Genomic DNA, 19,089 nt, shown 5'->3' with positions numbered 1-19,089 from the left:
GGGCTGACCGGTCATGATGTGGCCTGGCGGGTCACCGCCCGGCGGCAAACCGCCACCGCCTTCGCGAGCGGTGCGAGCGGCACGGGCGGCGGCCCTGAGCACGGCGAACGGAGCGCGGATGCTGTCGGCGATAGGTCTGGACGAGCACGCCGAGCGGGTCTACACCCACCTGGTGGCCCACGGCCCCGCGACCCGCGCCGAACTGGCCGCCCGCTGCGGCCCCGTGCCGACCGGCTCGCTCGAACTGCTCCAGGCCTGCGGGCTGGTGGCCCCCGGCGCGGGCCGCCGCTACACCGCCGCTCCCCCGGCCGTCGCCCTCGAAGCCCTGCTCACCGGCCAGCGACACGCCCTGCGGGAGGCCGAGTTGACGGCCTCCACCCTCACCGAGGCCTACCGTTCGGCGACCGCCCGGGAGGGCCAGGCGCACCGCGACCTGATCGAGGTGGTGGCCGGGCGCGCCGCCATCAGCCACCGCGTCACGCAGCTTCAGGCCGGCGCGGAGCACGAACTGCTCGCGCTGGTGACGGGCCGCCACCAGGTGGTCGCCGCCGACGAGACCGGCGCCGAGTCGGCGGCCGTCGAACGCGGCGTCGGCTACCGGGTGGTGCTGGAGCGCCGCGCCCTGGACGAACCGGGCGCCGCGCACCCGCTGTTCGAGGCGATGGACCGTCAGCAGCAGATCCGGGTCGTCGAGCAGGTCCCCACCAAGCTGATCATCGCGGACCGTTCACTCGCCCTCGTCCCGCTCACCGCCTCCGCCTCCGACCCCGTCGCCCTGGTGGTCCGCGCCCCCGCGCTGGTCACCGTCTTCACCGTCCTGTTCGAACAGACCTGGGAGTGGGCCCACCCCCTCGGCCGCACCCTCGTCGTCGGCCCCGCCCCCGCCGGCGACCCCGACGAGACCGACCGCCGCATCCTCGCCCTCCTCCTCTCCGGCGCCACCGACCCCGCCGTCGCCAAACAGCTCAGCCTCGGCCTGCGCACCGTCCAGCGCCGCATCAGCCGCCTGATGTCCCTCGCCCGCGCCGACACCCGCATCCAACTCGGCTGGCAGGCCCACCGCCGGGGCTGGGTCGACTGAGGCCCCTGCCGCCCCCTCACAGTTCCTTGTAGGTGAACTCGCTCACCGGGCCGGTCGGGGACGAGTAGCCCTGCGACAGCACGGTGACGTCGACGGTATGGGGCTTGCCGGGGCCGGTGGTCGGGTCGGGGGCGGTGGCGACGAGCTCGCTGGGCGCGCCGGTGCGCTTGATCCGGACGGACGGGGAAGGGTTGTCGCCGAAGAAGACCTGGGCGTCGGATTCGAAGTTGACGCCGGTGATGGTGACGGAGTGGCCCTTGCGGCCGCTGTCCGGGTCGATGCCGGTGATCACCACCGGGGCGGGTCCGCCGTAGGCGAACTGGCCGAAGGGCACGGCCGGCGAGGTGCCCAGGTTGGTGGTGACCCGGACGGCGACCACGCCCGCACCGGGCGGCGCGAGGACGCTGATCGCGGTGCCGTCGCCGCTGACGACCGGGTCCTGACAGGGGACGGTGCCGAAGTCGACCGCCGTGCCCGCGCCGAAACCGCTGCCGGCGATGACGACCGCACTGCCGGCCTTGCCGGCGTTGCTGCTGACGGCCCGCACCACCGGGCCGGACAGCACGTCGGGGGCGCCGAGCAGACCCAGGTAGGTGGGGTTCGCGTGCTGGAAGGCGACCTGGCCCATGAAGTCCTGGAGCGTCTTCTTGACCATGACGTGGTCGTAGTCGCTCTGGTAGTCCGGGTGCAACTGGTTCGGCGTGCCCGGCTGGGCGTAGCCGTGCGGCCCGGGCAGCGCGGCGATCGCCGTGATCACGGCCTTGACGTCCTCGTTCGCCTCCGGGCCGGGCGGATGGGGGTACCACTTCTTCGCGTCGTCGAGCGAGGTCCAGGCCTGCGGCACCAGGTCCCAGGCGTTGAAGTAGCGCTCGTTGGCGGCCCAGCTCAGGGAGTTGACGTACTTCACGAAGTCCGGGCCGCCGGCAGTGGGGGCGGCGAAGGTGTACAGGGCGAACTTCGGGGTGACGCCCTGCCAGGTCTGTGCCTGGAGGTAGGGCGCGACCATGGTGGCGAGGCAGCCGCCCAGACTGTGACCGATCACGTGGACGGTGGGGTTCGACGCGGCCCCCGCCAGGGCGTCGGCGAGTGCCTGCACCAGGGTGGTGCCCCCCGCCGTCATGGTGACGACCTGGGTGAACGCCTCCATCGCCCCCTTGGAGACGGACACCGGGGCCGGTGGCGAGCCGACGGCGGTGAACGGCACCACCGTGCCCACGCCGAGGTCCTCCAGCAGGTCGGTGACGTTGCCGACCGTTCCCCGCAGGACGACGGCGAACGCGTTGGAGGAGCGATTCGCGGCCAGGAACGCCATGTTCGCGTTGTCCGGGCTCAGTGCCAGCCACGTCAGGGACCAGCCGTTCCCGGTCGCGAGGGAGGGCTCGGCCAGTTGCTCACTGACGCCCAGAGAGATCCGTTCCTGCTGCTCCGCCACCGTCTCGCCCGAGGGACGCGGCGTGGCCCCGGTCGCGGCGATCGCCGCCAGTGTCATGGCCACCTGCGGCATGGTGGGTGTGCTCTGCTCCGTCGACATGCGTGCTCCGTGCTCCTGGGAAATGGATCCGCCTCACCGGACCGGGAGGTCGTGTCCCCTCTGCGTTCCGCCGGCGCCGTCCGACGATGTGTCCGGGCCCGGGACGTCATGCCATCGGCCGTACGCCCTCGCGGTCCGTCCGCTCCCGGCAGTGGTTTGATGCGGCGCCCCTGGTCCATCGACATGGCTTCGGCCCGACCCTCGATGGTTTCGAGGACCGGGCCGCACGGCGTGATGGTGTCCGGGGAGGCCTGCGGGGGTCAGGGGCAGTGGACGGTGAAGCTGCCCTCGTGGGTGCCGGCCACGCTGCTGCCCCAGTTGCCGAGAACGTCCTTCATCTGGACGCCGTAGTAGCCCCACACCTTCCAAGTGCCTTCCTGGCAGATGTATCGGGCGCTCTCCGAGTAGGCCGAGCTCGAACCGGACGCGCCGGGAAAGGTGCCCTCGTACACGGTGCCGTCCGGTGCCGTGAGCTTGTAGTAGCTGGGCTCCCAAATACGACAGCCATTGGGCGGCGCGGACCAGCCGATGATCTTCCACCAGCGACACTCGGTCCACAGGCCCGCATAGACGTTGGAGGCTCCGCCGTCGTACAGGCAAAGCCAGCTCTTCATCTCCTTTGTGTCATCGGAGTTGGAGTCGATCCACTCCCCCGCGCAGTGCGGTTCGTCGACGGATCGGGGCGCCGCGGTGACGGAGACGGGAACTGCCTGCACGGTCCGATTCGGCGGAGCCGGGGCGGCAGTGGCGGTTGCCATTGGGACGAGAAACGCGACCGCGGAGGCAAAGGCTGCCAACCGCACCAGTCCGGCGAAGCGCACGAAAGGGCTCCTTTTCGCGAAGGACGGCGAAGAGGGAAATCCGGACCGGCCCTGGGCGACGTGAAATGTCCGATGCGCCGCCCACATCAAGCCCGAGCAAAACCCTCACCTTGAGGCCTCAAAGTGACACCCCGCGCAGGCACCGGCAAGGGCGATTCGCCGGTTCCACCCGAAAGAGTGCGCCGTCGCGCGCCCGCCTCACTCACCTCGTTGACCGCCGGGCCGTCAGGACGCGACCTCCGCCAGCAGGGCCGCCTGCGGGAAGCGCTCGCCCGGGCCGGGTTGGCGGACGCTGCGGGCGGTCTCGGTGAGGCCGGCCTCGGACAGCAGGGCGGCGAGGGTGTCGAGCGGCCAGCGGTGGGCGGTGGTGACCTTGTGGTCGAAGGGGACGGGGTGGTCGGTGTCGCCGAGGGTGGGGTCGGCAGCGAAGAGGCCGAGCAGCAGGCGGCCGCCCGGGGCCAGGACGCGGCGCAACTCGGCCAGGACGTACGGGACTTCGGCGGGCGGGAGGTGGATCAGCGAGTAGCGGGCGAGCGCCGCGCCGAGGCTCGCGTCGGCGAACGGGAGGGAGAGCAGCGAGCCGCGGACGAAACTCTCCCCGGGGTGGCGGCGCCGGGCCTGGGCCAGCATCCCGGCCGACAGGTCGAGCCCGACGGCGCGGATCCCCAGCCCGCCGAGCAGCGCCGTCGCCTCGCCCGGGCCGCAGCCGAGGTCTCCGACGGGCAGCCCGTCGACTGACACGGGCGGCGCCGCGACCAGCTCCCCCATCAACGCCAACTCATCGCCCCGGCTGGCGAGTTCACCCGTGAACATGGTCGCGTACAGCTCCGCGACCGCGTCGTAGGCCTGCCCGACCCCGGCCTGCTTGTCCGTCATTTCCCGCGCCTCCCGCCGATCGAAGATGCCGAGCCTATGACCCAGGGGCAGGCGCAGGAGCCTCGGGGGCCCGGAGCAGCAGCACCAGGCCCAGGCCCAGGTCGACGACCACGGTCACCGCCTGAAGCCAGTCGGGTGTCTTCCCTGGCGAGTAGATCTCCAGGTAGTCGGAGAGCGCGTGCACCAGCGCCAGCGGCCAGATGCTCCCGATGTACAGGCGCGCGCCGCACAGGCAGAAGCCGAACGCGCCGGCCTCCAGCACCTGCCACAGCGTATTGCCCAGGGGCGAGCCGAAGAACAGCCAGTTGCCGAGGTGCCCGACCCCGAACAGCACCGCCGTCAGCACCACCGCGGGCACCCGACCCAGCGGCCGTGCGACCTCCAACACCAGTGCCCTGCTGCTCAGTTCCTCACTGACCCCGACGCTGAGCATCAGCACCACGCCGCCCACCAGGGTGGCTGTACTTCCCTCGATCCCGGGCAGCGCCGCCAGCCCCGCGAGCGCCACCAGTGGCAGCAGCACCACCCAACGCGCCGTCGCCCCAAGGCTCGTGACCCCGCCGGCCGCCAGCAGCCCCCAGGCCCGGAGCAGCACCAGCATCACCGCCGCGCCCGCCAAGTTGGCGACGGTCGGCCCGAGTTGCGGGAACCACCCCGGATCCAGCGGCGGTAGCGCCTTCGCCACCACCACGATCGTCGCCTGCCAGACGGCCGCAACTCCGACCGCCCCCAGCGCCGGATTCCGGCGCACCCAGCTCCCGCATCGCGTCAGCACCGCTCGACGGTAGGGGCGACCCCTTCAACTCGGCTTAAGCGCCACCACATTGGGACCTTCGACGACTGTCAGCCGCACCGGCCGGCCGAGTGATGGACGTGCTCACGCCCCTCGCGATCCTCGAACTCGAGCCGGAAGGGCAGCCCCGTCTCCCCCAGCGCCGCCAGCAGCTCGGCGACACGCTCCGGGTCGACGTACCCGCTGAACAGCACGGGTTCCCCCGGCGTCAGCTCAAGCTCCGCGAACTCGCGTTCGACCCCGAACTCGGTCCAGCCCGACCGGCGCACCCGCCAGCCGGCCCGGAAGAACAGCTCGGCCGCTCCCTGCGTGTCGGCCGCGCCCGGCAGGAATCCCCGGACGTTGCTGCCGAGATCGAGCTGCGCCATTGCGGCGTCGTCAAGGCGCGGGCCGCCCGTCCCGCCGGAGGTGAAATGCATGCCGAAGGGTACCGAACGGCCGGCCGGCCGACCCCTGCGGAAAACCGGTCGCGGGCGGCCGGGCCGGGGCGTCCGAGCTCTGCGTGTGGCCGGCGTAGCGGTCTCCCGCCGATTCAGTGGCCCCCGGGCTCCGGGGAGTCCGGGTGGGCCACGCCGTCGGGGACGGGTTCGTCGGCACGGACAGCCTCGGCCAGGTCGGCCGCCGCTCCGCATGTCGGCCCGTCGATGGTCAGTGACAGTTCGGGGCCTGCTGGTTGCAGATCCTGATGTGGCTGACGCCCGGCAGATCGGCGCGGGTCTGGTTCAGGTTGACGGCGCCGTGGCCGAGTTCCGGGGCACTCGGGACGGTGCGCCTCCCACCCAGGAGGGGGCTGCCCTCCTGGACGTTCGCAAAGAGAGTGTCCGGCTCACGGAAGAGCGCGGCGATTCAGCCCTGCCCGAACGCCCAGCAGACGAACCCCAGGGTTGCGGCCGTGATCACGATGCCGACGTACATCGGCAGTCGTGGGGCCTGGGGATCGGCCTGGGTTGCCGCGGCGAGAAGGACGATGCTCGCCGGCATCAACAGGAACAGCCCGAAGATGCAGCCGAGAACGGAGACGGCGAACAGTATCCAACCGATGATCACGCAGCCTGTCCAGAAGTTGGCGGCCTCCCGGGCGAACAGCGGCACGGCGGTGGTCACGGCGCCGAGCACCAGCGGACCTCCCATGGTCCACGCGTCGATGAGGACCACCCAGAGCACGACCGGTGCGGCACACAGCACCGCCAGCACCGCCGTGAACCGCGCCGCCCGCGGTACCGGATCCGGCCGCTCCGTGGTGTCTACGGCTTCCATGCTCCCCCCCATTATTGAACGCGTTCAAACGCGACGGGGGAACCGTACCAGGCCCGTCCCGCCACCAACAGCTGCACCGAGCGCCGGGAACTGAGGAGGCGTCAGCCCGCATGTGCGGCGCCGACGAGCGAAGGCGCAAGGCGGTCGTCCGCGCCGCGCCGCCCGGCGCCGCCTCGGGGTGCGGGAGAAAAACCGGTTGCGGGCGGCCGGGCCGGGGTGCCTATGCTCTGCCCGTGGCCGTCGTAGCGATCTCTCGCCGATTTAGTGGCCCCCCGGCTCCCGATGGGTGCCGCTGGGGTCGGTTTTCGCCGCGCCGGTGACGCAGTCCGGCTGAGCGGGTCGGTCCCGGGCGGCGGGTTGCGCCCAGGGGCCGGGGGGTGTGTGTTCCCCCTCGAATCCCCTGCTCAGGCCCGGAGGCCCGTCATGTCCGCTCTGCCCGCTTCCTCTCCCCGTCCGCTGTCCGCCGATCAGCTCGCCCGTGATCTGGCCGTCCGCGATCTGACCGATCCGGCCGCCGGGCCGCACGGCGTGCAGCTCCTGGTGGATCGCGCCACCGACGCGCTGGCCCGGCACTGGTCCTGCCCGGTGCGGGTGCACCGCGGCGAGCGGATCGTCACCGTCGCCGACAACTACGACCACCTCAACTACCGTGCCGACGACGTCACTCGGGACACCCGCTACACCCGCTACGTGGACGACCGCCGTATGCTGCGCAGCCACTCCAGCGCACTCGTCCCTGGCGCCCTGCGCGCCCTCGCGGCGGACCCGGCTGCCGAGTCCGTCCTGCTGGTCTGCCCGGGCCTGGTGTACCGCCGCGACAGCATCGACCGGCTGCACACCGGCACCCCGCACCAGCTCGACCTCTGGTACCTCACCCGCCGCCAACTGCCCACCACACCCGCCGACTTGACCGAGATGATCGCCGCCCTGGCCGACGCCCTGCTGCCCGGCGCGGAGTACCGCACCGAGGACCGCGTGCATCCGTACACGCTGGCGGGGCGGCAGTTGGACGTGAACCTCGGCGGCGAGTGGGTGGAGATCGCGGAGTGCGGGCTCGCCCACCCGGAGGTGCTGGCGGGGTCCGGGCTGGGGCCGGAGTGGAGCGGGCTGGCGCTCGGGATGGGGCTGGACCGGGTGCTGATGCTGGTCAAGGGGATCCCGGACATCCGGATCCTGCGCTCCACCGACCCGGCGGTGGCCGCCCAGTTGACCGATCTCGCCCCGTACCGTCCGGTCTCCGCGCTGCCGGCGATCCGCCGCGACCTGTCCATCGCGGTGGACCGCGTCGACCTGGCGGAGGACCTCGGCGACCGGGTCCGCGACGCGCTCGGCGCGGACGCGGACTGCGTGGAGGCCGTCGAGATCCTCTCCACCACCCCGTGCCACGCCCTTCCCCCGCAGGCCCTGACCCGCCTCGGGGCCCGTCCCGACCAGCACAACCTGCTGGTCAAGGTGATCCTGCGCCACCTCCACCGCACCCTCACCGACAGCGACGCCAACGCCCTGCGCGACCGCGTCTACGCCGCCCTCCACCAGGGCACCGCCCACCAGTGGGCAGCCAACTCCTAGCGGAATTACGGCCGCAGGGCCGCCGCGACCAGGCCCTCCAGCGCCTCGCGCCGGAGGGTCTCGCCGCGCACCAGCCCGTCCAGCACCAGCCCGTCGAAGCCGGCGAGCAGGGTGAGCGCGCGGTCCTCGACGTCGCGGACGCGGTGCGCGGCGAGGAAGTGGCGGACGAGCTCCCGGCCGGTGTTCTCGCGCGGGGTGAGGATCTCGCGCAGCTCCGGGTCGCGGACGCTCTCCAGCACGCAGGCGTACCGGGCGAGCGAGCGGCGGCGGCCGTCGCCGGTGAGCCGGTGGTGGGCGAGCAGCGCGAGACCGTCGACGAGGTCGGCGGCGGTGCGCGGCGCGGCGGCCTGTGCGGCGGTCAACTCCAGTTCGTGCTGGTCGAGTTCGACCAGCCGCCGGACCAGCGCGGTGAGCAGCGCGGCGCGGGTGCGGTAGTAGGCCGAGGTGGTGCCGTCGGGCAGGGCGGCCGCACGGTCGACGGCGCGGTGGGTGAGGCCGCGGATGCCCTGGTCGGCGAGGACGCCGAGGGCGGCGTCGGCGAGCAGGGTGCGTCGGTCGGTGGCCATGCCCTCATCTAACACCCCGCCATGGGCGGGCCCGTAAGCTCCGCTACCGTCCTTTCTACATCTGTAGAAGAACTGGGGGTTCGACGGTGCGTGGTACTGCGGTGGTGGTCGGTGGCGGGATCGGCGGCTTGGCGGCCGCGCTCGGACTGCGCCGGGTCGGCTGGGACGTGACGGTGCTGGAGCGTTCCGAGGTGCCGGACGACGCCGGGGCGGCGATCTCGCTGGCCGCGAACGGGCTGCGGGCGCTGGACGAGCTCGGCGCGGGCGAGGCGGTCCGGGCCGCCTCGCACGGTCAGTACCGGGGCGGCACCCGCAGGCCGGACGGGCGTTGGCTGGCCCGGATGGACGGGGCCGCGCTGGAGCGCGCGGTGGGCAGCCCGATCGTCGGCATCGCCCGCGCCGAACTGCACCGGCTGCTGCGGGCCGCACTGCCCGCCGAGTCGCTGCTGATCGGCGTCCGCGCGCTGACGATCGACCAGGACGGGCCAGGGCAGAACGAACCAGCGCAGGACGGACCTGGGCAGAACGGGCCTGGGCAGAACGAACCGGCGCAGGACGGGCCTGGGCAGGTCCGGGTCGGCTGCTCGGACGGCACGCGGTACGCCGACCTGGTGGTCGCGGCGGACGGCGTCGGCAGTCGGCTGCGCGGCCTGCTGCTGCCGGAGCACCCCGGCGCGGTGGCCACCGGTGCGGCCGTGCTGCGCGCGATCACCGATCAACCGGTGGCGCTGGACAGCGAGTTCGAGCTGACCTGGGGTCGCGGCGCGGAGTTCGGCCACATCGTGCTGCCGGACGGCCGGGCCGAGTGGCACGCCGTCCTTCCGCTGCCGCCCGGCACCCGGTTCGCCGATCCGCTGGCCGAGTTGCGCTCGCGCTTCGGCGGCTGGCACGAGCCGATCCCGGAACTGCTCGCGGCCACCCCGCCGGACGCCGTGCTCCACCACGACCTGCGCGAACTGCGCACCCCGCTACCGACGTTCACGGTCGGCCGGGTCGCGCTGCTCGGCGACGCGGCGCACGCGATGACCCCGCACCTGGGCCAGGGCGCCTGCCAGGCGCTGGAGGACGCGGTGACCCTGGCGGCCGCCGTCGCCGGCGCGCCCGACCTGCCGTCCGCACTCTCCCGGTACGACGCGGTGCGCCGCCCGCGCGCCCAGGCCGTCGCCCGGGCGGCCCGGCAGGCGGGACGGATGGGGCCGGGACTGTCGCACCCGCTCGCGGTGGCGGTCCGCAACACCGCGATGCCGCTGATGCCCCCGGGGCCGACGCTCCGGGCGATCCTGCGCCACCACGTCTGGGAGCCGCCCACCCTCGACCGGACGCCGCCCCGCCCCGGCGAATCGACCACCCAACTCGCATAGCAGGGGCGGCAGTCGGGCAGTCAGCAGATGACCGTACCTTCACCCGCGGCCCCGCCCGCCCACCGCCGCCCGCTCCGAGGAGGAACGCCGTGGCCCCGCAGAAATCCCCGTCCGGCAAGCCGACCGGCATGGGCGGCGCACCCCCACCGCCGCCCGGCCCGGCCAACCCGCCACCCCCACACACGAAGTATCAGGTGTAGCGGGCGACACGTTCCCGGAGGGCGGCCTCGGTCTGCGGCCACTCGGTGTCGATGACCGAGAAGATCGCGGCGTCCCGCAGCCCGCCGTCCTCGCCGGGCACCCACGAGCGGGCCGACTTCCGCAGCACGCCCTCGAACCGGGCCCCGACGGCGGCGATCGCCGCCCGCGAACGGGCATTGCGCGCATCGGTCTTGAGGTCCACCCGGGCCACGCCCCACTGCTCGAACGCGTGCTGGAACAGCAGCAGCTTCGCCTCGGCGTTGATGCCCGTCCCCTGCGCCGAGGCCGCCAGCCAGGTGAACCCGACCTCCACCGCGAACAGCACCTCGGTGTCCGGCAGCGTCCGCGGCTCCCAGTACGCCGTCACCCCGACCGCCCGGCCACTCCCCACCGCGATCTGTGCATACGGCGCCAACCGCCCGTCCGCGGCCCGCGCGTGCTGCGCCTCGATGTACCCGGCCACCTCCTCGCCCCGCGGCACCCAGGTGAACCCATAACTGTCCCGGGCTTCCTCCACCGCCCGCGCCAACTCCCCGGCATGCCGCTGCTCCAACGGCTCCAGCCGCACCAACTCCCCTTCCAGCACCGGCCCTTCGAGTCGGTACACCATCCGCCGCTCCCCCTCGTCCACGCCCTTGCCGACGACACCTGAGCCGTCGGACACCCCGTCGTCGGCCGCCCGTTCGATGCGCGGCCCGGTCACGGCTGCAGCGAACCGTCACGGACAGGCAGCCGTCAATCGATTTGCGATGCCACATCACGACATAGTCGGGTTTCCTGGTGCCCAGTTGTCGCCTCCTGGCCTGAACTTCCGCAGGTTCAACAACATCGGCCGACCAATGTGGCTAGCGTGTCGTCCCGTGGTCGACAGCAAGAGATCCTCACCTGCGAACTTTTGGGACGAAGGCCTGGCGCGCCGGGCGAAAGCCCTTGCCTGCACTGCCCCGCTACAGGCGTTGGACGGCAACAAGGGCAGCCTGCGATGGGTCGACGCCGAGATCTATCAACTCGCCGAACTCGCACTTCACACCATTGACCACGTCACCGTTGCCATGGACTTCGATTCCGGTGCCGACCAGGACCGGGTACTGACCCACACGACCCGTTTCGCCGCGATCCAAGCCCCGGACCGACTGGAGAAGGAGCACCGGGAGATCGCCCTCCACGTCCTGCAACGACTGATCAACATCGGTACGGTCGACCGAAGTTTCAGCCAGGTCTACGGTGCCGTGGACAATGACGGTGTCTACCGGCGCTTCTCCTTCGAGTTCAACCTGCTGGTCGAGCGGGTCGGAACCGACGGCAAGATCTACCTACGCGCCACTGACGAAGCAATCAACGTCCTCGTCGGGGCCCTCGACACCGATGTCGAGTCCGCCCAGATCGCGGCTGAGGTCAAACTCGAGAGCCTGATCAGACGAGGTCGGCTTGCAGAGGCCAAGCTGGCTGCCGAACAGGCACGTTACCGAACGGTGCAGTACGGCGAGATGCTGCGCCAGCTTCTCGAAGCCACCACACGCAACGTCCGGGCGGTGGACTGGGAAAACGAGGTTCCCGCCCTACTCGAGCACGCTCTGGACCACATCGAGGATCGTTACAGGGCTGAGCACCATATCCTGACCAACATCAGCAAGGCGCGCGACGAATCGGATGAGGAACAGCACAAGCAGCGGGCCGCTGAGCTGGTAGTGATCGTCCGCGACTGTATCCGGCGCCACATGCAGTTGCAGAACCGGCTGCTCACTGCCGGCGACCTTTTCCGCTCCGAACAAGACCGGCAGCAGTTCGTCGAGCCTCCCCGTACCGCCGCAATCGACCTGCACGGACAGTTGCTGACGCCAATGCTCGGACTTTCGGTCCGAGACGCAATAGCACTCGGGGCCAATTTCTTCCGCGACGCCGGCGGCTTGAAGCGACCCACCGTTCTCGGCCTGCCCTCACTCGTGACGCGGCTGCTGCGGCCGCCGGCCGAACGGCAGCGCCTCGGCACCGAGATCCCGGAGCCGGAAGTACAGCGCACCGAGGATCGCATGCCATTCACCATCGATGACTGGGCCACCACCGACGACCTGCTCAATCTGCACCGCCGCCCCCGCCGGCTGAGTCAACTGCTCGCGGAGGCCGAGGAGATCGCGCCCAGCACCGCCGACCTCCTGCTTCATCGCGCCGTCCACGCGTTCAGTCCCCAGGCCAACCAACACCGGCTTCAGGGAGATCCAAGCGTCCTGATCGCCGTCCGAACTGGCGAGCCGTTCGATCTGCCCCGGTTCGGTGGGGACGATCTACTCCTCCAGACGGCGGAAATCCAGCTCACGCCAGATAGCACGGAACCGAATAGCACCATCGACCTTGCCGAGGAGGCTCCCTCATGACCGTCGCCACAAGCACCGCCGACGCCGAGGAAGCCGCCCAACTGCTCGCCTTCGGCCTCCGGCCGAGGTACCACCCATCTCAGGACGCCGACTACCAAGCGCTCGTGACGCGCCACCAGGAAAACCAGGACTTCCAGCTGCTGACTTCCCGGATCGCAGCCGGGTTCGGCCTGCGGGTGGTCAGGGTCTCGGCCGCGACCGGCGTGGTCCTGGCCTCCACCGAGGGTTCGGTGTTCGAGATCCGCATGGAGGACTACTCCCGCTCGGCGGCTGTGGACAAGCCAGGCGAGAAAGTGCTCCACGGAATCGTCCACCTCGCAGTGGCAGCCCTGGTTTTCCCTCGCCCCGCAGATCTGGCCGACGACAATTATGTGGGCCGGGTCACGGCTCGTGTCGTGGACCAGACCGTGCGGGAGATCTGCCGAAAGCTCAAGTCACGGGCCGAACAGGTCGAGCATTCCTTGGATACCCCTGCGGACGCCCCTGAGCTGGACCGTGCATGGCGCGCGTACAGCCGCCGCCCCGAGGTCTCCACTACCAAGGACAACCGCGCAGCGCCGAACTCGACTACGAGCATCATCAGCAGAGCGCTGAGGTTCCTCACCGAACAAGGTCTGCTGGTAGAGCTCGGCGACGTGGACGGCGAGACCGTCTACCGCAGTACGCCACGCTACAACGTGCAGATCCGCGAATTGGCCTCCACTACGGCGTTCAAGGAACTACTTCAGTTGAAAGTCGTTCCTATTCTTGCGGAACCGCACGGAACCCTGTACATCGGCTCGTCGTCGGACGAGCAAAGTGGCGAGACGACGCAGGGAGACTCCGGTGTATGAACTCTCCAGGGTCCTACTGAAGTCCGTTGGCCCGGCCGGGGCACGTTACCAAGACGTCCTACTCGATCTCAGCGGGGTCGGACGCCCGGTAGCGGACGACCAGCTGGCATTCTTCGGGGGCGGGACGGCTGCCCGCCGGCCATCACCCGCGACCGTCCTGTTCCTGGAGAACGGCGGCGGGAAGTCAGTCCTCATCAAGCTGATCTTCTCGGTGGTCCTGCCCGGACGCCGGATGGCGGTCGGGGCCGCGGGCAGCGGCGTACTGGAGCGCTTCGTCCTGGAGGGCGACACCGCCCACATTGTGCTGGAGTGGACCCACGTCCGGAGCGGGCGCCGACTGATCACCGGGAAAGTCTCCGAATGGAAGGACCTCAGGCCAAGCAGCGACTCCCGCAATCTCGTCGAACGCTGGTACCACTTCCGGCCCAACGCCCGTCTGGGTCTGGAGAACCTGCCGATCTCCGACAGCAACCGGTACGTTCGTCTCGCTTCCTATCTCGACGCGCTCAGGTCCGCACTCGACGATCCCGCCATGGAGTACGCACAGTTCGAACGGCACAAGGAATGGACAGACCGCCTAACCGAACTCGGCCTCGACCCGGAACTCTTCCGCTATCAACGCAGTATGAACGCCGATGAGGGCGAGGCGGCCGAAGCCTTCTCCTTCACGAGCGACACCGCTTTTGTCACCTTTCTGCTGAACGCCGTCCTACCCGCCGGACCTCCGCGTCAACTGGCCGAACTGCTGGAAACCTACGCGGGCCAACTAGGGCAACGGAGTCAGCTGGTATTGGAACGCGACTTCGTCGAAGGCGCCTTAGAGATCCTCGCGAAGCTCGCCACCTCCCGGAGCGCTGCCGAGACTGCCCGGCGGCACAGGCACCACGCGGCGCGGAACATGGCAGTGCTACTGCGGCAGTTGCACGCGCGAGCCGAGGCCGAGTCCGAGTCCGTTCACCGCATGAAAATCGAATACGGGCAGCTCACCACCGACCTGGCGCAGGAGAAGAAGGAGCACTCCGCCTTCTGCACTACCATCACAGAACTGAAACGCTTGGTCGCCTCACTTCGGCTGAACGAGGCAATCGCCGAGCACCAGGACGCGAAGCGGGAGGCGGCTCTGGCCGCCACTACCGCCAAGGCCTGGCAGCTCACACCTCTGCTACTCCGTCAACTCACCGCCGAACAGCGGCTCAAGGATGCCCGCGCCGTGGTCGCGGCGGCGGAACAAGCTGCTCAACCGGCACTGATCGCTCGCGACCGTGCGGCAGCGCGGCTCGCCGTCGCGCTGAAGAACGCTGTCCAAGCGCTGCTCCGCCAGTCCGACATCGCCGACCAGACCGCCCAAGAAGCCACCGGACAGGCTATTGCCGCGCAGAACGACCACAACGCGGCCATCGGCCGGGCCGCTAAACACGAGTCCGCGGCAGCGGCAGCCGAGGCGCGGATCCGCGAGGTCAACGACTCCATCGGTGCGGCAATCGAAAGGGGGTTGCTCCCGATTGGCACTTCGGTGCCCACAGCGCTCGAGCAGGCATCGGCGGCAGCGAAGGCGAACTCCACCCGGATCGCCGTGCTGGAAGCCGAACGCGACCAATTGGAACACGATCAGAAACTGGCCTCCGACGCACTGCAGGCCAATCTGCTTCGCCAGGCCGAACTGATCCGTGCCCAAGACTCCGCCGAACGGGACTTCACCTCAGCAACACACCGTGCCGAAGCACTCCGCACGGATCCGGCGTTCGGCGAGTTGCTCGGCTACTCGGCCGACGTCCTCGACACCGCCGCGGACACCCTCGCAGTTGAACTCACCCAGGTACAGGAGCAGGCCACCGCCGCCATCACGAAGCTGCAGGTGGCCGATGCCCAGGACCAACCGAAGCGTCTTGCTCTGGAGACCAACGAACTGCTGCCTGCCGAACCAGAGGTGGTTCTCGCAAGAGACTCCCTGCGCAACGAGGGCATCACCGCGTGGGCTGGATGGGAATATCTGGCTGCGATCCCCAATGTGAATCGCCGCCGCTCGCTGGCCGAGAAGGTGCCACACCTTGCTGTCGGCATCCTGCTCAACGACCCCGAACAGTTGCCCCAGGCCCAGAAACTTCTGAGTGGCAGCGAACTGCACCCGCTGTCCTACCTTCCGGTCGGTACCACTGCAGCCATGACCGTCGAGCACACCCCGCCCGGTGGAGTGGACTTCGTTGTTCCGCCTCACCCCGCCCTCTACGACGAGCAGGCTGCAGATGCCGAGCGGCGGCAGTTGCAGCTGCGATACCGGAACCGGCAGCAGCAGTTGACTGTGCTCTCGACCCGCAGGGACGACGCGGCTGCTCTCCGCGCCCGGGTTCAGGAGTGGCGTCGCGAGTTCCCTCCCGGTCGCCTGGCCGAACTGCGGGAACTGCTAGCCGCCGCCGACGCACAGGCCACAGCCGGTGCACAGGAGGTCGCCTCGCTGCAGGCCGCACTTGACGGCGTCAATCTGCGCCGCACCCAGGTGCACGCAACGGTCAAGCCGCTGCAGCTCGCACAACCCCGCCTCGACGCCACGGTTCACCAGCTCACCGAACTGGCCGCGCAAGAGGCAAGAGTCTCCGAATGGCAAGCCACTGCCACACGGGAGCACACTGCTGCCGACCAGGAACGCACTGCGGCTCGCACCGCCGCCGAACTCGCTGCGGAGTTCCGGGCCCGCGCAGCCGACCGGGTTCGTGATGCCGACGGGCACCGGGCTTCCGCAGCACGACTGACGGAGGAAATCACCGGTCTCGGCACAATCCAACCCGTCGAACGGGTGAGCACGGAGCCTCCTTCCGAACCGCTGGAGGTACTTCGGCGCAGCCACAAGAGCGCCTCCGAGGCGTATCTGCGGGCCTCGGCCGGCGATCAGCTGATGATTGACCTCACCCGTGCGGAGCACGAGGCCGACGAGCTGACGCTCGAACTCGGCGACCACCCAAGCAATGTGGTGGCACGCGCGCGCCAGTTGCTGGACTCGCCCGAGGGAGCCGATCACGCCTCGCGTGAGGCCGCCCGCCGACTGGCCGAGCTGTCCGATCCCGAACAGGCCAGTCGTGCAGCCGAGTCGCACGCCAAACTGGTTGTTCGCCGTGAGGAATACGAGCGTTTCCCGGCCCCGCCGGGGGAGATCGACCTCACCCCTTGGGAGCCTCCCCGGCACATCTCGCACGGCCTTCGGCAGATCACCGAAGCGACATTGGCGCGGGACCGGGCTGCGCTCAACGTAGAGGAGATGGGCCTCCACGGCACCAGGCTGGAGCGCTCCCTGGCCGAGGCCCAGGAGACGCATCGAATGTTCGCGAAGTTCCACGCCGACTGGCCCGAGTTCGCCGACGCCGAACCTGCCGAGATGGTCGATGCCCCGCCGCCCTTCCCGGGGGACCTTGCAGTGGCGCAGACCCAGCATCGCGCCGCCCGGAGCGCCTATGACGAGGCCCGTCGGCAGGCCGCCGCCGCACAGGAATCCGAACGAAAGGAAGCCGACCGGCTCGCCAGACATGCGGGCCAGGAGCGTTTCCTGCTCCTTCGCACGGCAAGCCACAAAATCATGCTCAACACGGACCGCGGCGATCTGCCCGGCTTCGCCGCGGAATGGGCCGATGCCATGACACGCCGGCTGCGGTCACTGGTCAACGACCTCTCGACGATCGACCGCCACCGGACTCAGATCGTTCACCAGTTCGCACAGCAGGTCGGTGAGGCACTGCAGATTCTGAAACGAGCCCAGCGTTTCTCCGCTCTGCCCAAGGGTTTGGGAGACTGGTCCGGGCAGCAGTTCTTGCGGATCAAGTACGACGAAGTGGACGAGGCGGTCCTCCGGTCCAGAATGGCCGAGATCGTCGATGCCGCCGCCGAGGAGACCATGACGGCCATCGCCGCGGGTCGTGAGCTGCGCCGCTCCGGTACGTCGCTGATCCTCAAGGGCGTAACGAGCGCGGCCGAACCCAAAGGCTTCGAGGTCTCCATCCTCAAGCCGGACTCCGTGCTGCGCACCGAGCGGGTCCGGGTATCAGAACTCCGCTCGATCTTCTCAGGCGGTCAGACCCTCACCACCGCAATCATCCTCTACTGCACCATGGCGGCACTCCGCGCCAACGACCGTGGCCGAATGGGCAACCATCACTCCGGCACGCTCTTCCTCGACAATCCGATCGGACGGGCCTCTGCCACTTATCTGCTGCGCCTCCAGCAGTCTGTTGCCACCGCACTTGGCGTCCAGCTCGTCTACACGACTGGCCTCTTCGACACCACAGCACTCGACGTTTTCCCACTGGTCATCAGGATGCGCAACGACGCAGACCTCAGCGCGGCGCGAAAGTACCTGTCCGTAGAGGAAGTGTTCGGGCGTTACCTGGACGAGCAGTTGAACGGCGACGACGATCGCGCGGCCATCACTGCGACCCGCTATTTCATCAAGGAGAAGGGGACCAATGCCGACTCGCCCGAGTGACCCACAGGAGGACGGCGAACTGAGCGAGCAGGCAGTGGAGTTGCTGGACCGACTGCGTGACCGAGCTCGGGACTTGGGCTGGGACGGCACCAAACGGGGATATTTGTCACTTACCGAGGTCTTCGACGCCGCCCAAGGTCTGCCTACGCCGTCGGGCCGTGAACGAGCCCTTCCCAGGCGCCTCCTCTCCGACTACCTGAAAGAACTCAGAAGTCATGGGCTGCTGGAGTATTCGGACAGCGCGACAGACCGTGAGAAGACACCGCTGCCGCTACGTGTGCGGCTGTTGCCGTACCGATCCTCAGTCCGACAGGTCCCACCCGAACCGGTCTGGCACAGCAGAATGTCTTGGGCTTCCCCGTATTGGGACAGGCACTACACCACCGTCACCATTCGTGCGGCGTACACAGCGATGAACTCCTGGTTCCACAGCAGCCCGACCGGTCGGCCACTGCCTGTCCGGGAACGCGCGCTGGAGATCTTCGGCGGTGAGGCCTTCTTCCAACAGGCCAAGCACCCGGCTGAGAAGGTCTTCGATGACCTCAAGCCAAAGCCGATCCTCTCCAACGCCGATGAACTGATGCCTCTCGTCAATGCTTTTCAGGTGGACCCGCCGCTGCTCACCCGGGCTTTCGACACGGTCCCGCTGGACGAGGAAGGCGGCGGCTACCACCGAACCGGCCCAGGGCGCGGTCTCCTGGTGGTGGAGAACGCAACCACGTACTGGTCGATCTCGCACATGCTGAAGCACATCGACCACGGACTCGGCTATGTCGCCTGGGGAATCGGCAACACTTTCACCGCTTCGATCGGCAGCCTCGGCCCGGACGACGGTGTCTCGCACGTGGTCTACTTCGGCGACCTCGACACCACTGGCCTGCGCATCCCACTGACTGCACTCAGGCGCAAGCTTCCGTGGCTGGAAGACATTCGGCCAGCAGTCGGCCTGTACGACATGCTGCTGCGCCACGGCCGCCCCGGACGAGCCATGCCGAAGGAGGCGCGGATCAAGCCTGCGGAGGCAATCCGGCTCGCCGCCTGGCTGGACCCCCGACACCGGGCGCAGGCGGTCGATCTACTGCTGCGCGGAGAGCGTCTCGCCCAGGAATGGGTCAGCCTCGATCGGCTCAGCACGGAGACGGACTGGTACACGGACGTACGCTGACGTAACCCCGCATCGCCTACCTCGTTCATCAAACGGCCAGTCCTGTCGATGCCGAACGCACACAGGTCCGCTAAGTCGAGGGAGCGACACACCCCATGAGGTCAACCAGCTCGAGCCCGGTCCGGGTCCGAGTCGATCGTTCGTCCCTCGTCCAGCAGGTCGTGGCCGGCGTGGAGCATTCCTCCGTAGTGGCGG

15 protein-coding genes are annotated in these 19,089 nt (G+C 69.6%); 7 read left to right on the top strand and 8 right to left on the bottom strand.

Annotation, left to right across the window (positions count from 1 at the left end; genetic code table 11):
- Positions 1-118 precede the first annotated feature (118 nt).
- A complete protein-coding gene (locus ACFYST_RS18175) occupies positions 119-1,081 on the top strand; it encodes a helix-turn-helix transcriptional regulator (protein WP_387642295.1) in 963 nt (320 codons plus the stop codon).
- A 16-nt stretch (positions 1,082-1,097) separates the two neighbouring features.
- Here the strand turns inward: ACFYST_RS18175 and ACFYST_RS18170 are convergent, their stop codons facing one another.
- From ACFYST_RS18170 to ACFYST_RS18145, 6 genes are all read right to left on the bottom strand, one after another.
- A complete protein-coding gene (locus ACFYST_RS18170; protein ID WP_387863443.1) occupies positions 1,098-2,612 on the bottom strand; it encodes an IPT/TIG domain-containing protein in 1,515 nt (504 codons plus the stop codon).
- A 260-nt stretch (positions 2,613-2,872) separates the two neighbouring features.
- Positions 2,873-3,226, bottom strand: coding sequence for a hypothetical protein (locus ACFYST_RS18165; RefSeq protein WP_387863440.1), 354 nt, complete (start codon positions 3,224-3,226; stop codon positions 2,873-2,875).
- Between the two features lie 432 nt (positions 3,227-3,658).
- Entirely contained in the window at positions 3,659-4,309 is a 651-nt protein-coding gene (locus tag ACFYST_RS18160; protein WP_387863438.1) for a class I SAM-dependent methyltransferase, read from the bottom strand.
- A 34-nt stretch (positions 4,310-4,343) separates the two neighbouring features.
- Entirely contained in the window at positions 4,344-5,084 is a 741-nt protein-coding gene (locus ACFYST_RS18155; RefSeq protein ID WP_387863436.1) for a CPBP family intramembrane glutamic endopeptidase, read from the bottom strand.
- Between the two features lie 68 nt (positions 5,085-5,152).
- Positions 5,153-5,521 carry a hypothetical protein gene (locus ACFYST_RS18150; protein ID WP_387642307.1) on the bottom strand — a complete coding sequence of 123 codons (369 nt, stop codon included), beginning with the start codon at positions 5,519-5,521 and terminating at the stop codon, positions 5,153-5,155.
- A gap of 427 nt (positions 5,522-5,948) precedes the next feature.
- A complete protein-coding gene (locus ACFYST_RS18145; RefSeq protein ID WP_387863434.1) occupies positions 5,949-6,296 on the bottom strand; it encodes a hypothetical protein in 348 nt (115 codons plus the stop codon).
- Positions 6,297-6,782: 486 nt separating this feature from the next.
- On the opposite strand from ACFYST_RS18145, the gene ACFYST_RS18140 reads away from it, so the two are divergent.
- Positions 6,783-7,928 carry a hypothetical protein gene (locus ACFYST_RS18140; RefSeq protein ID WP_387642312.1) on the top strand — a complete coding sequence of 382 codons (1,146 nt, stop codon included), beginning with the start codon at positions 6,783-6,785 and terminating at the stop codon, positions 7,926-7,928.
- 5 nt (positions 7,929-7,933) lie between these two features.
- Here the strand turns inward: ACFYST_RS18140 and ACFYST_RS18135 are convergent, their stop codons facing one another.
- Entirely contained in the window at positions 7,934-8,494 is a 561-nt protein-coding gene (locus ACFYST_RS18135) for a TetR/AcrR family transcriptional regulator (protein WP_387863431.1), read from the bottom strand.
- 86 nt (positions 8,495-8,580) lie between these two features.
- Between ACFYST_RS18135 and ACFYST_RS18130 the strand changes: the two genes are divergently transcribed.
- On the top strand, positions 8,581-9,855 hold the full coding sequence (locus ACFYST_RS18130; RefSeq protein WP_387863430.1) for an FAD-dependent monooxygenase: 1,275 nt from the start codon (positions 8,581-8,583) through the stop codon (positions 9,853-9,855).
- A gap of 190 nt (positions 9,856-10,045) precedes the next feature.
- Here ACFYST_RS18130 and ACFYST_RS18125 read toward each other — a convergent pair whose 3' ends face one another.
- Positions 10,046-10,666 carry a GNAT family N-acetyltransferase gene (locus ACFYST_RS18125; protein WP_387863569.1) on the bottom strand — a complete coding sequence of 207 codons (621 nt, stop codon included), beginning with the start codon at positions 10,664-10,666 and terminating at the stop codon, positions 10,046-10,048.
- Positions 10,667-10,895: 229 nt separating this feature from the next.
- On the opposite strand from ACFYST_RS18125, the gene ACFYST_RS18120 reads away from it, so the two are divergent.
- Genes ACFYST_RS18120 through ACFYST_RS18105 form a run of 4 tightly spaced genes read left to right on the top strand, consistent with a single transcriptional unit; the run spans position 10,896 to position 18,894 of the window.
- Positions 10,896-12,428 carry a hypothetical protein gene (locus ACFYST_RS18120; protein WP_387863567.1) on the top strand — a complete coding sequence of 511 codons (1,533 nt, stop codon included), beginning with the start codon at positions 10,896-10,898 and terminating at the stop codon, positions 12,426-12,428.
- Complete coding sequence (locus ACFYST_RS18115) at positions 12,425-13,261, top strand: hypothetical protein (RefSeq protein WP_387863427.1); 837 nt, start codon at positions 12,425-12,427, stop codon at positions 13,259-13,261. The genes ACFYST_RS18120 and ACFYST_RS18115 overlap by 4 nt, the downstream gene beginning before the upstream one ends.
- Complete coding sequence (locus tag ACFYST_RS18110; RefSeq protein WP_387863425.1) at positions 13,254-17,729, top strand: hypothetical protein; 4,476 nt, start codon at positions 13,254-13,256, stop codon at positions 17,727-17,729. The genes ACFYST_RS18115 and ACFYST_RS18110 overlap by 8 nt, the downstream gene beginning before the upstream one ends.
- Positions 17,710-18,894 carry a Wadjet anti-phage system protein JetD domain-containing protein gene (locus tag ACFYST_RS18105; protein ID WP_387863422.1) on the top strand — a complete coding sequence of 395 codons (1,185 nt, stop codon included), beginning with the start codon at positions 17,710-17,712 and terminating at the stop codon, positions 18,892-18,894. Before ACFYST_RS18110 ends, ACFYST_RS18105 begins: the two co-directional genes overlap by 20 nt.
- The last annotated feature ends 195 nt before the right edge of the window (positions 18,895-19,089 follow it).

Source organism: Kitasatospora sp. NPDC004614, from assembly GCF_042873675.1.
Taxonomy (GTDB): Bacteria; Actinomycetota; Actinomycetes; order Streptomycetales; family Streptomycetaceae; genus Kitasatospora.
The sequence above is the reverse complement of the archived record's forward strand: the minus strand, read 5'-3'. Positions and strand labels throughout refer to the sequence as shown.

What these genes read in the sequence shown, in the direction of transcription:
- ACFYST_RS18175 (WP_387642295.1), top strand. Translation starts at nt 119, where the DNA reads ATGCTGTCGGCGATAGGTCTGGACGAGCACGCCGAGCGGGTCTACACC.
- ACFYST_RS18170 (WP_387863443.1), bottom strand. Translation starts at nt 2,612, where the DNA reads ATGTCGACGGAGCAGAGCACACCCACCATGCCGCAGGTGGCCATGACA.
- ACFYST_RS18165 (WP_387863440.1), bottom strand. Translation starts at nt 3,226, where the DNA reads ATGAAGAGCTGGCTTTGCCTGTACGACGGCGGAGCCTCCAACGTCTAT.
- ACFYST_RS18160 (WP_387863438.1), bottom strand. Translation starts at nt 4,309, where the DNA reads ATGACGGACAAGCAGGCCGGGGTCGGGCAGGCCTACGACGCGGTCGCG.
- ACFYST_RS18150 (WP_387642307.1), bottom strand. Translation starts at nt 5,521, where the DNA reads ATGCATTTCACCTCCGGCGGGACGGGCGGCCCGCGCCTTGACGACGCC.
- ACFYST_RS18140 (WP_387642312.1), top strand. Translation starts at nt 6,783, where the DNA reads ATGTCCGCTCTGCCCGCTTCCTCTCCCCGTCCGCTGTCCGCCGATCAG.
- ACFYST_RS18135 (WP_387863431.1), bottom strand. Translation starts at nt 8,494, where the DNA reads ATGGCCACCGACCGACGCACCCTGCTCGCCGACGCCGCCCTCGGCGTC.
- ACFYST_RS18125 (WP_387863569.1), bottom strand. Translation starts at nt 10,666, where the DNA reads ATGGTGTACCGACTCGAAGGGCCGGTGCTGGAAGGGGAGTTGGTGCGG.
- ACFYST_RS18120 (WP_387863567.1), top strand. Translation starts at nt 10,896, where the DNA reads ATGTGGCTAGCGTGTCGTCCCGTGGTCGACAGCAAGAGATCCTCACCT.
- ACFYST_RS18115 (WP_387863427.1), top strand. Translation starts at nt 12,425, where the DNA reads ATGACCGTCGCCACAAGCACCGCCGACGCCGAGGAAGCCGCCCAACTG.
- ACFYST_RS18105 (WP_387863422.1), top strand. Translation starts at nt 17,710, where the DNA reads ATGCCGACTCGCCCGAGTGACCCACAGGAGGACGGCGAACTGAGCGAG.